General features: G+C 63.0%; 12 protein-coding genes. 1 reads left to right on the forward strand and 11 read right to left on the reverse strand.

What is annotated here, in order from left to right; translation table 11 throughout:
- The 11 genes from serS to ACHMW7_RS18850 form a co-directional block, all read right to left on the reverse strand.
- Nucleotides 1-1,305 carry a serine--tRNA ligase gene (gene serS, locus ACHMW7_RS18800; RefSeq protein WP_395447059.1) on the reverse strand — a complete coding sequence of 435 codons (1,305 nt, stop codon included), beginning with the start codon at nucleotides 1,303-1,305 and terminating at the stop codon, nucleotides 1-3.
- Nucleotides 1,298-2,251 (reverse strand): twin-arginine translocase subunit TatC, encoded by a 954-nt coding sequence (tatC, locus tag ACHMW7_RS18805; RefSeq protein ID WP_395447060.1) that lies wholly within the window; start codon nucleotides 2,249-2,251, stop codon nucleotides 1,298-1,300. The genes serS and tatC overlap by 8 nt, the downstream gene beginning before the upstream one ends.
- A complete protein-coding gene (gene tatB, locus ACHMW7_RS18810) occupies nucleotides 2,248-2,934 on the reverse strand; it encodes a Sec-independent protein translocase protein TatB (RefSeq protein WP_395447061.1) in 687 nt (228 codons plus the stop codon). The genes tatC and tatB overlap by 4 nt, the downstream gene beginning before the upstream one ends.
- 137 nt (nucleotides 2,935-3,071) lie before the next feature.
- On the reverse strand, nucleotides 3,072-3,290 hold the full coding sequence (locus ACHMW7_RS18815) for a twin-arginine translocase TatA/TatE family subunit (RefSeq protein ID WP_115732237.1): 219 nt from the start codon (nucleotides 3,288-3,290) through the stop codon (nucleotides 3,072-3,074).
- A gap of 35 nt (nucleotides 3,291-3,325) precedes the next feature.
- Nucleotides 3,326-4,429 (reverse strand): ABC transporter ATP-binding protein, encoded by a 1,104-nt coding sequence (locus ACHMW7_RS18820; RefSeq protein WP_395447062.1) that lies wholly within the window; start codon nucleotides 4,427-4,429, stop codon nucleotides 3,326-3,328.
- A 39-nt stretch (nucleotides 4,430-4,468) separates the two neighbouring features.
- Complete coding sequence (gene scpB, locus ACHMW7_RS18825) at nucleotides 4,469-5,203, reverse strand: SMC-Scp complex subunit ScpB (RefSeq protein ID WP_395447063.1); 735 nt, start codon at nucleotides 5,201-5,203, stop codon at nucleotides 4,469-4,471.
- Entirely contained in the window at nucleotides 5,200-6,000 is an 801-nt protein-coding gene (locus tag ACHMW7_RS18830; RefSeq protein WP_395451367.1) for a segregation and condensation protein A, read from the reverse strand. The genes scpB and ACHMW7_RS18830 overlap by 4 nt, the downstream gene beginning before the upstream one ends.
- A gap of 368 nt (nucleotides 6,001-6,368) precedes the next feature.
- Nucleotides 6,369-8,210 (reverse strand): SPOR domain-containing protein, encoded by a 1,842-nt coding sequence (locus ACHMW7_RS18835; protein ID WP_395451368.1) that lies wholly within the window; start codon nucleotides 8,208-8,210, stop codon nucleotides 6,369-6,371.
- 10 nt (nucleotides 8,211-8,220) lie between these two features.
- Nucleotides 8,221-9,561, reverse strand: coding sequence for a hypothetical protein (locus tag ACHMW7_RS18840; RefSeq protein ID WP_395447064.1), 1,341 nt, complete (start codon nucleotides 9,559-9,561; stop codon nucleotides 8,221-8,223).
- 106 nt (nucleotides 9,562-9,667) lie between these two features.
- The gene (gene argS / locus ACHMW7_RS18845; protein ID WP_395447065.1) at nucleotides 9,668-11,425 is read right to left on the reverse strand and encodes an arginine--tRNA ligase; all 1,758 of its coding nucleotides are present in this window, start codon (nucleotides 11,423-11,425) and stop codon (nucleotides 9,668-9,670) included.
- Nucleotides 11,426-11,487: 62 nt separating this feature from the next.
- Nucleotides 11,488-12,708, reverse strand: coding sequence for a deoxyguanosinetriphosphate triphosphohydrolase (locus ACHMW7_RS18850; protein WP_395447066.1), 1,221 nt, complete (start codon nucleotides 12,706-12,708; stop codon nucleotides 11,488-11,490).
- A gap of 71 nt (nucleotides 12,709-12,779) precedes the next feature.
- On the opposite strand from ACHMW7_RS18850, the gene erpA reads away from it, so the two are divergent.
- Complete coding sequence (gene erpA, locus ACHMW7_RS18855; protein ID WP_395447067.1) at nucleotides 12,780-13,127, forward strand: iron-sulfur cluster insertion protein ErpA; 348 nt, start codon at nucleotides 12,780-12,782, stop codon at nucleotides 13,125-13,127.
- Nucleotides 13,128-13,129 lie beyond the last annotated feature (2 nt).

Consider the following 13,129-nt stretch of genomic DNA (forward strand, 5'->3'; position numbering starts at 1 on the left):
TCACTTCGCTTCGATCTTGGTCAGGCCACCCATGTAAGGCAGCAGCGCTTCAGGAATCGTTACGCTGCCATCCTCGTTCTGGTAATTCTCGATGACTGCGATCAGCGCGCGGCCGACGGCGACGCCCGAGCCGTTGAGTGTGTGCACGAAACGCGTGCCCTTCTCTTCCTTCGGGCGGTAGCGGGCGTCCATGCGGCGCGCCTGGAAGTCGCCGCAGACCGAGCAGGACGAAATCTCGCGATAGGTGTTCTGGCCAGGCAGCCAGACTTCGATGTCGTGCGTCTTGCGCGCGCCAAAGCCCATGTCGCCGGTGCACAGCACCATGGTGCGGAACGGCAGGCCCAGGCGCTTGAGCACCTCTTCCGCGCATTCGGTCATACGGTCATGCTCGGCAAGCGCGCTTTCGGCATCAACGATCGAAACCAGCTCGACCTTGTAGAACTGATGCTGGCGCAGCATGCCGCGCGTATCGCGCCCGGCGGAACCTGCTTCCGAACGGAAGCACGGCGTGAGCGCCGTCATGCGCAGCGGCAACTGCTCATTCGGCAGGATCTCCTCGCGCACCAGATTGGTCAGCGGCACCTCGGCGGTCGGGATCAGGCCGAGCCGGCTGTCGCCATGCGGCACGAAGAACAGGTCTTCCTCAAACTTGGGCAGCTGGTTGGTACCGAACAGCACTTCGTCGCGCACCAGAAGCGGCGGCTGCACTTCGGTGTAGCCGTGTTCTGCCGTGTGCAGGTCGAGCATGAACTGGCCAAGCGCGCGCTCGAGCCGGGCAAGCTGACCCTTGAGAACGGTGAAGCGAGATCCGGAGAGCTTGGCGGCACGCTCGAAATCCATCAGGCCGAGCGCCTCGCCGATTTCGAAATGCTCCTTCACCCAGTTCGGGCGCGGCAGCACCTTGCCAACCGTACGCAGCACGACATTGTCGTTTTCGTCCTTGCCGACGGGTACGTCTTCAAGCGGCACGTTCGGGATCACGGCAAGGGCTGCGTCGAGTGCCTTGTCGAGTTCGCGCTCGCGACCCTCGCCGTCCTGGATGAAACCCTTGATCTCAGCGACTTCGGTTTTCAGCTTCTCGGCGAGCGCAGAATCACCATTGCGCATAGCGTTGCCGATTTCCTTGGATGCGGCGTTGCGGCGCTCCTGCGCCTCCTGCAGCTTCGAGACATGGGCGCGCCGCGCTTCGTCCTTTGCGATCAGATCGTCAACGGTGGCCCTCGCCGCCTCAGCCGACTGCCCGCGCTTGCCAAGTGCGTCGGCAAGGGCTCCAGGGTTCTCGCGAATCCATTTGATATCAAGCATTTAAAAGTTTCCGGTCGCGGCGGTTGTCAAAACGACCGCGACGGCGGATCGGGCTGTCAGCTGGCGTTCGTGCCGCTGCCTGTGCCTTCGAGCGGGGTCGATGTTGCTTGCGATTGCTCTTCTGCGGCGCTTTCGTCCGCATCCTGCTCTCGCTCGCCACTCGGTCCTGCTCGCGCTTTCTTTCGATCATCCGGGCGGTCCAGATGGAAATCTCGTAAAGAAGGATCGTGGGAAGGGCAAGGCCGATCTGGCTGACCGGATCGGGCGGTGTCAGCACCGCGGCCACCACGAAGGCAATGACGATCGCCCATTTACGCTTGTCGGCCAAGCCTTGCGAGGTGACCATTCCAACCCGCGCCATCAGCGTCGTCACGACAGGCAGCTGGAAAACCAGGCCGAACGAGAAGATCAGCGTCATGATCAGGCTGAGATATTCGGACACCTTGGGCAGCAGCGAAATCTGCACCTGATCGTCGGTACCGGCCTGCTGCATGGCGAGGAAGAACCACATCACCATCGGGGTGAAGAAGAAGTAGACCAGCGATGCGCCCATCAAAAACAGCACCGGCGAAGCGATCAGGAACGGCAGGAAGGCAGCACGCTCGTTCTTGTAGAGGCCGGGCGCCACGAACTTGTAGATCTGCGCTGCGATGACAGGAAACGCGATGACCAGCCCGCCGAACATGGCCAGCTTGATCTGGGTGAAGAAGAACTCCTGCGGCGCTGTGTAGATCAGCTCTACCTTGTGCGGATCGAGACCGGCCCATTTCGTCGCCCATTTGAACGGGATGACCAGCAGGTTGAACAGCTGCTTGGCAAAAAAGAAGCAGACCAGGAAAGCGACGAAGAAGCCGCCGATAGACCACATCAGCCGCGTGCGCAGCTCGATGAGGTGCTCCATCAGCGGGGCCGAGGACTTTTCGATCTCGTCGTCTTCGGCGCTCACGATGCTTTTCCTGCTTTGGTCGCCGTCTTGGCGTCGGTCTTCTTGGCGACGGTCTTCTTGGGCGCAGCAGCCTTGGCCGCGGTGGCCTTCGCTGCTGCAACCTTGGCCGGTGCGGCAGTCGCCTTGACGGCGGGTTTGGCTTCCGGCGCTGTCTTGGGCTTCGCTGCGGTTTTTGCCTTTGCGCCCGGCTTCAGCTTTTTCGCCTCGGCAGCAACAGGTGGCACCGGTGTCGCTCTGACCTCGGCAGCCGGGAACAGCGGCGCCGCTGCGGGCATCGCGTCCGGTCCGGCCACACCCGGCATGGCGGTTGCGCCGTTCTTCAGGGGCTCAGCCGGATGCGTCACGTCAGACGCAGGCTCGGTGGCTGCGGCAGGTTTCGGCTTCATCGCCGTATCGAGGCCGGCGCGCACATCGGCGGCTGCCTTTTCAAACGGATTGAGCTGCTTCCTGATCTCGTTCGCCGGATTGAGGCCCCGGAGCTCGTCGACCGACTTCTTGACGTCGTCGAGTTCGGCCTCTTTCAGGGCATCGTTGAACTGGCGTTGAAAATCGCCGGCCATGGACCGTGCCTTGGTCATCATCCGCCCCATGGTGCGGAGCATCTTGGGCAAATCCTTGGGGCCGACAACTACGATCATGACGACCGCGATCACCAGCATTTCGGTCCAGCCGATTTCAAACATGTCGATGCGATCCGGCTAGTGCATGCCCGCCAAAACCGTTGCCGATTTTCGCAAGGGATCAGGCACAGATTCAAGAAGCTCACAGCGTACCTTGCGCGTCCAGATGGACGCGCGGCGCTGTATCAGGAATGAGGGCCTCAGCTCTTGCTGGCCTTTTCCTTGGTCGAATTAACGGTCTCGTCGTTGCGATGCTCGACCGTCTTGGAGTCATCGGCTTCGTCGTCCGACATACCCTTCTTGAAGCTCTTGATGCCCTTGGCCATGTCGCCCATCAACTCTGGGATCTTGCCACGACCAAACAGCAGCAGCACGACGACCAGGACGATCAGCCAGTGCCAGATTGAAAACGAACCCATTGAACTCTCTCTTGAACAGTTTCCCTGCGATTGATCTAGGCTCTTTCGCTTCCGGATTCAAACACTAGAACATCCGCTTTCCGAAGCGACAGCCATATATCACGTGCTTTTGCGGACAAAGCGCCGCAGCGTATGCGCGCCCTTACCGGTGTCTCCGCGCCTGGCACCGCCAGCTCGAGCAATTCGACGACGCCGAGATAGCGCCTGGAAACGATGCGTGCCTGGGTTTCGCCTGACGTTTCGCTGACGTCGATGCCGGTCAGGCGGACCGCCACCGAGACCTGCGCGCCGTTGGCAATATCGGTTTCAACCTCGCCGACCGGCGTGTCGGCATAACCATCGACAACCCTTGAGGAAAAGACGTTGAGTTCGGAGAAGAAGCCAGCGACGAACAGATTCGCCGGGCGCAGGTACAGGTCGTCCGCCCTGCCCGACTGTACCAGCTTTCCATCCTTCAGCAGTGCGATGCGGTCGCCCATGCGCATGGCTTCTTCGGCATCGTGGGTGACGACGATCGCCGTTGCCCGGCTTTCGCGCAGGATTGCCAGCGTCTCGGCCCGTACCGAATCCTTGAGGCGCGAATCGAGGCCGGAGAATGGCTCGTCCATCAGCAATACCGCAGGGCGCGGCGCCAGCGCGCGCGCAAGCGCCACGCGCTGCTGTTCGCCACCGGAGAGCGCATGCGGATAGTTGTCGGCATAATGTGCGAGCCCGACGCGGGCGAGCGCGATCACCGCCTCGCGCTTGCCCTCCTCGCGCGACAGCGCGGTCAGGCCAAAACGCACATTGTCGAGAATCGTCAGGTGCGGAAACAGCGCAAAATCCTGGAAAACCAGGCCGATCGAGCGCTGCTCAGGCGGCAAGAACACCTGGGGACCAGCGATTTCCTTGCCATTCAGCAGCACCCTGCCCGATGCCTGCGCCTCGATGCCGGCAGCGATCCTGAGCAGCGTCGTCTTGCCCGACCCCGACGGGCCGAGCAGGCACAAGACCTCGCCCGGCTCGGCGGCAAGGCTGACGTCGCGCAATGTTTCCGCACCATTGGCGAAGGAATGGCGGATGTTCTCAAAGGCCAGACGCGCGGCAAAAGTCACGCCCGCGGTCACGCGGGATGCCGTCTTGGCTTGAATGGTCGTCACAGGATGGACCTCCGGGTGCCGGTTCCACACCGGCGCCGGTCAATCATCTGTGACGCGGGGTGTCAACAGACCAAGCTCTTCGAGGTCGATGTCGGTGAGCGGATCCTCGTCATCGGTGAGCAGGTCCGGATCGGACGGTGGCAGCGGCACCGAGAAGCCCGGCGGCATGCGCGACGACAACAGCCCTGCCCCCTTGAGTTCTTCCATGCCAGGCAGGTCACGCACCTCCTCCAGCCCGAAATGATCGAGGAACTTGTCAGTGGTGCCGTAGGTGACAGGCCGGCCCGGCGTCTTGCGGCGGCCGCGCATGCGCACCCATTCGGTTTCCATCAGCGTGTCGAGCGTGCCCTTGGAGGTCTCGACGCCACGGATATCCTCGATCTCGGCGCGGGTTACCGGCTGGTGGTAGGCAATCACCGACAGCACTTCGAGGGCGGCGCGCGACAGCTTCTTCTGCTGGATGGTGTCGCGGCTCATCAAGAAAGCGAGGTCGCCGGCGGTGCGGAAGGCCCATGAATCCGCGACCTTGACGAGATTGACGCCACGGCGCTCGTAGATGCGCTGCAGTTCGGCCATCGCGGCGGGAACATCGATACCTTCGGGCAGGCGCGACACCAGTTGCCGCTCGCTTACCGGCTCGGCGCTGGCAAAAACGATCGCTTCCGCCATGCGCACCGCTTCGGCCAGATGCAGCCGGGCCGCCGGGTTGCGTTCGACGCTCTCGCCATCCTCGTCGTCAAGGGAAAATGGGACGACGTTTGATCCTTCGGTCATGGCACACCTTCGGTCTGCAGGGCCGCGGGCTGGCGTTCACGCAGGTAGATCGGCGCGAACGGCGCGTGTTGGCGGATTTCGACACTTCCGTCGCGGACCATTTCCAGGCTCGCGGCAAATGAACTGGCAATCGCCGTTGCGCGCTCTTCCGGGCCGGTCATGTAGCGCAGCAGGAAATGATCGAGCGCGGTCCAGTCCTTCAATTCGCCGACCATGCGGGTCAGGATGTCGCGTGCCTGTTTGAGCGACCAGACGCCGCGCTTGGCGATTTGCACGTTGGTGATGGCCTGGCGCTGGCGCTGGCCGGCATAGGCGCTCAATAGGTCAAACAACGATGCCGAATACTCGTTGCGCTTGTCGATGATGACCAGTTCCGGCGCGCCGCGCTGGAAAACATCTCGGCCGAGCCGGTTGCGGTTGACCAGCCGCGAAGCAGCATCGCGCATCGCTTCCAGCCGCTTCAGCCGGAACTGCAGCACGGCGGCCAGTTCTTCGCCGCTCTCGCCCTCGTCGCCCGGCAGCTTGGGGATCAGGAGCTTCGACTTGAGGAAAGCGAGCCATGCCGCCATGACCAGATAGTCGGCGGCGAGCTCCAGCCTCAGCGCCCGCGCCTGCGACACGAAAATCAGGTACTGCTCGACAAGCGCCAGGATCGAAATGCGGGACAGGTCGACGCGCTGGCTGCGGGCGAGATGCAGCAGGAGATCAAGCGGGCCTTCGAAGCCGGCAACGTCAACGACCAGCGAGGGATCGTCGGTCATGCGGTCGTCAGCGTTCTCCGCCCACAGACGGTCCATCGGTGCTGGCTTTTGCGCCTTGCTTTCCAATGCTTCCGCCAAATCCGTGCCTTCTCCTTGAGAGGCTATGCAACTGCCTCGAAATAGTGTCCGAATTCCGCCTGCAACGCCTTCTCGGCACGCTCCCGCGACGTGCCGGCAGCTCTATCGCAATGAAGGACAAGATCGGTACCCGCCGCAAGGATTGCCGCAGCCTTTGCCCGGTAATCCCCAGAAAGCCTCGCATTCAAGGTGTCAGGCGGTGATTCGGTCATGTGCGGTAGCTTAGCGCCTTTTGGCCCGCGATAGAATCGGCCCGCTTTCCAGGACCTACAAACGACAACGGCGCAGCCAGGCTGCGCCGTTTTCTGAACCTGGAGCTTGATGGCTTACTTCGAAACGAAGCAGTTGCCACCGGCTGCCTTGTAGCTTTCGCACAGGCTGACCGCATCGTTGCGGGTGCCAGCCGGCACGCGAACGCGCCAGAACGTGCCCTTGCCGGCGATCTCGGCCTTGACGATGCTGACCTCGCGACCGTTGAGCACGCTGCCATAGCGGCGGGAGAGATCCGCATAGGTCGACTTTGCAGCGGCTTCGCTCGGCTGCGAGGCAATCTGCATTGCCCAGGCACCGGAAGCCACGGCCGTTGTCGGTGCCGACGGGGCGACGGCAGCCACCTGGTCGGGCTTGACCTCGCCGACGACATCGACCGGCTGTTCGGACGGGCGCTGTGGCGCGATCGGCGCCATGGACGGCGTGTTGGCCGACTGGACCGGCTTGGCGACAGGCGCAAGCGCCGGCTGGGCCGGCACGGTGCCAGTGGCTTCGCTTGCCGGCTCGGCAACGCGCTGCGGTGCCGGATCGGTAGGCTCGGCAGCGGCAACGGCAGCGGGAGCCGGCTCTTCACGCGGCACCAGCGTGCCATCAGGCCTCACCACCATGGTGCGAACCTTGCGCGGCGCAACGGCAGCCGTCTCGGTGCTGGCGTCGGGCTGGTCGGCCTGGGCCGTCTGCGCGACGCGCTCTTCCGACTTTGCAGTCGGTTCGGCGGCGACGTCGTCTTCGTTGAGCGGCAGGTTTTCGGGAACGTTCGCCTCGGCATCCTGTGCAGCCAGGTCGACCGGTTCCTCGGCATTGGTGACAAGCTTGTCTTGTGCGGGGGCACCATTGGTGGCGCCACCTGCGACACGGTCATAGACCTTGCTGTCCTGGTTCGGCACGGTCATGCCGCCGGGGTTTTCCGGCTTGATCTTGATCGGGCTATCGTCGGCCTTGACGATGACAGGCGCGCCAGCGCCCTCGTCGCCGCCAAACGACAGCGCAAAGGCACCGAGACCACCGACAATCGCGACCGTACCAACGATCGCTGCGATCATCATGCCGCGACGCGCTGGGCGGGGAGCCTGCGAACCGGGCAGCGCTTCCATCGCTTCATCGAAATCGGGGTCAAAATCGAACTCGTCATCCTGCTGGCGCGGCGCGTTGGCCTGGCCGTGCTGCGTGGCGCCGAGATCGAAGCCACCCAGGTCACCTTGCTGCTGGCGGACGGCATACATCGCAGCCGCACCCGCTGCGGCAGCGCCTGCCAATTCGATTGGCTGCGACGCGTCGCCATCGCGCAAGGTCTTGCGATCGAAGCCGGTGGCGTAGGGGTTCGCGGCGTAGCTCGACGAAGCGGCCTGCTTGCTGGCATCAGGCGCATTCATCTCGTTCATCAGGTTCGAGAAGTCGCCATCGAGATCGTCATAGGCTGGCGCCGGCGGCGCGTCGTCCTCGAACGACAGCTCGGGAATGTCGAGATCGTCGGCCAGAGCGACGGCCTTTTCCGGCACATCGACAGTCTCGATGTCGGGCGCGTCGTCAAAGGAGGAAACGGCCGCGAAAAGCTCGGCTTCCAGATCGTCCGGGTCGACAACAGGCTCCGTCGCATGCACATACGCTTCAGGCTCGGCCTGCGCATAAGCTTCAGGCACATAGGCCTCAGGCTCGGCTTGCGCGACATAGGTCGGGGCGACCGGGACATAGGCTTCCGGCTTGTGGATCGTTTCCGGCTGATAGCTCGACTGCGTTTCGACGGCTGCACGCGGCGCGACCGGGGTGCCCAGGCCCCAGTTGCGAGCCTGCTCATAACGCGAGGCGGCCAGCGGGCGCATCGGAGCGGCAGCAGCGACTGCTGTGACAGGCGCAATGACTTCGGCGACCTCAGTTACAGCACTACGCTCCAGAGCCATATCGAAGGCGTCATCGTCGAAGCTGACGTCGATGTCGGCCTGGTGGTCGTAGCTCGGCTCGGAATAGCCGGCTTCCGCCTGGATTGGAGCTGAATTCTTCGACAGCTGCGAATTCCTCGACCTGATGCGCGTCGTAGGACGGCGCATAGTCGGTGTCGTCATACGCTTGCGCCGCATCCTCGGCGGGCTGCTCGGGTGCCCACAGCGAGCTGGCAAACGCTGGCTCAGGCTCGGCCGCAACCGGCTCTACGACACGAAGCGGCGTCGGCTCCGACAGTGCCTTGGCCTGGCTGCTCATAGTGCCAAGCAGCGCATTCAGTTCATCTTCGAGGCTGTTGTCTTCAACCGCGGCCACCGGGGCAGCAACTTGAGCGACCTCGGGTTCATGGGCGGGCGCTTCGACGACCGGCTCGACGGCCGGCGCCGCATAAGCGACCGCTGGCGCATAGGTCGGCTCTTCATCACGAAGCGCATCCTGCAGGCGGCGCTCGAACTCATCGTAGTCCTGAGCCTGCGCGACGGGTGCTGCAACCGCTTGCGGCTCCTCGACCAGATCGGCATGCGAGAATTCAATCTCGGGCTCGGTTGCCTGATATTCGCCCAGCGTCAGCTGGTCGTCGGCAACGGCCTCGAGGCTGTCGTTCGCGTCATCAATGGCTGCGAAATCCATGTCGACATCGGCAAGAGCGACGTCGAATTCCGCATCGAGATCGACCTCGACTGGAGCTGCGTAAGAAACCGGAGCTGCGACCGGCTCGACAGGCTCTTCGGCCGCTAGCAACTCGTCTTCCATCGCAAAATCCTGCTCGAACGACGCTGCGACCGCATCGTCGAAATCGGCTTCAGGCGCGAAGGCGGGCTCCGGGGCAAAATTGACTTCAGGCGCAGGCTCATAGGCCGGAGCTGCGGCATAGACCGGCTCTTCCGGGCGAAGCAGTTCGTCTTCGAGCGAAAAATCTTCGAAGCTCGCCGCAACCGCGTCATCGAACGAGGCTTCGGAGGCGAACTCCGGCTCACGAGCGCGCTCGAAGGCAGGCTCTTCAGCCGGCGCATAGGCTACCGGTGCTTCGACCGGTGCATAAGCGACCGGTTCATCTGCCTGCGCATAGGCAACCTGCTCCGGCTCTGCGACGAGATCGTCGCCGGCCAGTTCGCCAAGCAGTTCCTTTTCCAGATCAATGCCGAAGTCGTCATCAACAGTCGGCTCGACACGGCCAGCGGGCGCACCAACATCCTGGCGCACCACGGGCTGGCGCGGATCGAAGCCCATGATCCTCGTCAATTCGGCGAAGGGATCTTCGTCGGCGAAATCATTCTTGTCTGCGATCTTCAGCTGGGTTCTGTCTGCCATTCTTTTTTCCCGAACTCTCGCACTTTTTTCGGACGCAATGAACGTCGCGTAAGGTTGGCCCTTACCAGCGCAATGTGGGCAAAAGGTGACATTCAGCTCCGGAAACCTAGCGCATTTCGGTCGGCGCATCCGCTCCGATCAACGCCAGGCCTGACGTCAAAACGTCCGAAACAGCCTGCACCAGCCCGAGTCTGGCATAGGTCAATTCTGGATCGTTAACCTTAACAAACCGTAAGTCGGGGTTGTCGGTGCCGCGATTCCAGTGTCCGTGGAAGGTGCTGGCAAGGTCATAGAGGTAGAAAGCCAACCGGTGCGGCTCCATCGACTGGGAAGCCGATTCGATCAGGCGCGGATACTCGGCAAGCTTCTTGACGAGCGCGATTTCGCCTTCGTCGGCCAGCCGTTCGACAGCGCCGATCAGGCCGGCACGCGCGAACTCCGCCCGGCCGAGCTGTTCCCTGGCCTGCCTGAACACCGAGTGGCAGCGCGCCGAAGCGTACTGCACATAAAACACCGGATTGTCCTTGGATTGCTCGGTCACCTTGGCGAAATCGAAGTCGAGCGGTGCATCGCTCTTGCGGTAGAGCATCATGAAGCGGATGGCGTCGCGGCCAACCTCCTCGACGACCTCGCGCAAGGTGATGAATTCCCCTGCCCGCTTCGACATGCGCACCGGCTCGCCGTCGCGGAACAGCTTGACCAGCTGGCACAAAAGCACGTCGAGCTTGACCGCACCGTCGGTGACGGCGCGCGCCAAGGCTTCCATGCGTTTGACGTAGCCGCCATGGTCGGCGCCCAGCACGAACACCAGTTCGTCGAAGCCGCGGTCGACCTTGTCCTTGAGATAGGCGACGTCGGCGGCGAAATAGGTGAAGGCGCCATCGGACTTGACCAGCGGCCGGTCCATATCGTCGCCGACCTCGGTCGAGCGGAACAGGGTTTGCTCGCGATCTTCCCAGTCGTCCGGCTTCTCGCCCTTGGGCGGCGGCAGCTTGCCCTTGTAGATGTGGCCCTTCAGCGTCAGGTCGCTGATCGCCGAGCGGATCGCCTTGGCATTGTCGGCGTGCAGCGTGCGCTCGGAGAAGAACACCTCGTGGCGCACGTTGAGCAGCGCCAGATCCTCGCGGATCATCACCATCATCGCATCGATGGTGCGATCCTTGATGATCGACAGCGCCTCGTCTTCCGGCTTCTGCAGCAGGTCGCGGCCGAATTCCTTGGCCAGCGCCTGGCCGACCGGTACGAGGTAGTCGCCCGGGTAGAGGCCGGCAGGGATCTCGCCGATCTCATCGCCCAGCGCTTCGCGATAACGCAGCATCACCGAGCGGCCGAGCACGTCGATCTGCACACCGGCATCGTTGATGTAATATTCCTTGGTCACGTCGTAGCCGGCGAAGCCGAGGATGTTGGCAAGCGCGTCGCCGACAACCGCACCGCGGCAATGGCCGACATGCATCGGCCCGGTCGGATTGGCCGAGACATATTCGACATTGACGCGCTTCTTGTTGCCAAAGCCGGAACGGCCATAGTCGGTGCCGCGCGACAAAAGATCGGCCAGATGCTTGTGCCAGAAACCGTCGTGAAGCTTGAGGTTGACGAAACCGGGCCCGGCAACCTCGGCCTTGGCCACATCGGCGTCCTTGGCAAGCTCGGCCACGAGGCGTTCGGCCAGCGCGCGCGGGTTCTGCCCGGTGGGCTTGGCCAGCACCATTGCCGCGTTGGTCGCGAGATCGCCATGAGTTGCATCGCGCGGCGGCTCGACGGCAATGCGCGTGAGATCGAGCACGCCGCCATCTTTAGGAGTCAATTCAAGCGCTTCGACGGCTTTGGTAATCCGCTCGCTGAAATCGGCGAAAATGTTCATGTGCTCGGCTCTGGCTGGCATTGCATGGCAACCGGCAAAATATGCCGGAAATTGCGCTCGGCCTAACTCAAATCGGGCGTATGGTCAAACAAGCGTCGGTGTTCCTTAACCGCGTAGGTATCGGTCATGCCGGCCAGGAAATCGGCAACGGCGCGTGCCTTGATGCGATCCTCTGCCCTGTCGAGGCCCTCGCGCCAGCCCTCGGGCATGGCACGTGGATCCGCGTAATAGGCGTCGAACAGGTCGCGCACTATGCGGTCGGCATCAGCCCGCACCCGCATCACGTCTGAATGGCGATACATGTTGCGGTAGAGAAAGGTCTTCAGCTCCTTCTCCGACGCTGCGATCTCCTCCGAGAAGGTCACCATCGCCTCGCCCGCCGCCCTCACCTCGTCAGCACTCTGCGGCGCCAGACGGGCGATGCGCGCGGCGGCGGTGGAAATCACGTCCTCGACGAAGATGGTGATCTGCCGGCGCATCAGTTCATGGCCGGTGCGCATCGCGTCGAGCGCCGGATAGCGCGCGCGTACGCCGCGCAAAATCTGTGCCGGCAGGCCGACGCCGTCGAGCATGTCGAGTGTCAAAAGGCCAGCGCGCAACCCGTCGTCGATGTCATGGGTGTTGTAGGCGATGTCGTCGGCAATGGCTGCACACTGCGCCTCAAGGCTGGCGAAACGGTCGAGTTCGAGGTCATGCAGTTCCGAATAGTCGCGGATCGCCTGCGGCACCGGCCCCTTCAGCCCCTTGCCGCTGGCGTCGGTCAGCGGACCATTGTGCTTGACCAGCCCCTCCAGCGTTTCCCAGGTCAGGTTGAGCCCGTCGAACTCGGCATAGCGGCTCTCGAGCCGCGTCACTACGCGCAACGACTGGGCGTTGTGGTCGAAGCCGCCCCAGGCCGCCATCTTGTCGTTCAGCGCATCCTCGCCGGTATGGCCGAACGGCGTGTGGCCGAAATCATGGACCAGGGCGATCGCTTCGGCGAGATCCTCGTCGCAGCGCAGCGCGCGCGCCAGAGCACGGGCAATCTGGGCGACTTCGATCGTATGCGTCAGCCGCGTGCGAAAATGATCACCTTCATGGGCGACAAACACTTGCGTCTTGTGCTTGAGCCGACGGAAGGCTGTCGAATGGATGATGCGGTCACGGTCGCGCTGGAACGGCGTGCGCGTCGGGCTCTCGACCTCGTCAAACAAGCGCCCGCGCGAATGCGCGGGGTCGCAGGCATGGGCAGCGCGCGGCCGGTAGCCGAAGCCGATATCGCCAAGTTGCCGTTCGCCTGCCATACTCCCCACCTGTTGACTTGCTACAGGTGGCTTCATACCTATCATAAGAAACCGAAAGCAAGGTGACGCCGATGGGCGCTGATGCCAAGACTGCCATGAAGGTCGACATGACCGAAGCCGCGGCCAAGCGGATAGCCAAGATCGTCGCCGGCGATCCCGGCAAGATCGCGCTGCGAATCTCGGTTGAAGGTGGCGGCTGTTCCGGTTTTTCCTACAAATTCGACCTCGTCGAAGGCCGCAATGACGACGACGTCGCCATCGAGCGCGATGGCGCGACGTTGCTCGTCGACGACATGTCGCTGATCTACATGGGCGGCTCAGTCGTCGATTTCGTCGACGACCTGATGGGCCAGTCGTTCCAGATCAAGAACCCCAACGCGGTCGCCGGCTGCGGCTGCGGCACCAGTTTCTCCGTCTAGCC

It is taken from the genome of Aminobacter sp. UC22_36, assembly GCF_044056035.1.
Lineage (GTDB): Bacteria > Pseudomonadota > Alphaproteobacteria > Rhizobiales > Rhizobiaceae > Aminobacter.

Bases quoted from the DNA above. Each gene is read 5' to 3' on its own strand.
- ACHMW7_RS18835 (WP_395451368.1), bottom strand. From the start codon at position 8,210: ATGGCTCTGGAGCGTAGTGCTGTAACTGAGGTCGCCGAAGTCATTGCG.
- serS (WP_395447059.1), bottom strand. From the start codon at position 1,305: ATGCTTGATATCAAATGGATTCGCGAGAACCCTGGAGCCCTTGCCGAC.
- ACHMW7_RS18815 (WP_115732237.1), bottom strand. From the start codon at position 3,290: ATGGGTTCGTTTTCAATCTGGCACTGGCTGATCGTCCTGGTCGTCGTG.
- scpB (WP_395447063.1), bottom strand. From the start codon at position 5,203: ATGACCGAAGGATCAAACGTCGTCCCATTTTCCCTTGACGACGAGGAT.
- tatB (WP_395447061.1), bottom strand. From the start codon at position 2,934: ATGTTTGAAATCGGCTGGACCGAAATGCTGGTGATCGCGGTCGTCATG.
- ACHMW7_RS18850 (WP_395447066.1), bottom strand. From the start codon at position 12,708: ATGGCAGGCGAACGGCAACTTGGCGATATCGGCTTCGGCTACCGGCCG.
- ACHMW7_RS18830 (WP_395451367.1), bottom strand. From the start codon at position 6,000: ATGGACCGTCTGTGGGCGGAGAACGCTGACGACCGCATGACCGACGAT.
- ACHMW7_RS18840 (WP_395447064.1), bottom strand. From the start codon at position 9,561: ATGGCAGACAGAACCCAGCTGAAGATCGCAGACAAGAATGATTTCGCC.
- erpA (WP_395447067.1), top strand. From the start codon at position 12,780: ATGGGCGCTGATGCCAAGACTGCCATGAAGGTCGACATGACCGAAGCC.
- argS (WP_395447065.1), bottom strand. From the start codon at position 11,425: ATGAACATTTTCGCCGATTTCAGCGAGCGGATTACCAAAGCCGTCGAA.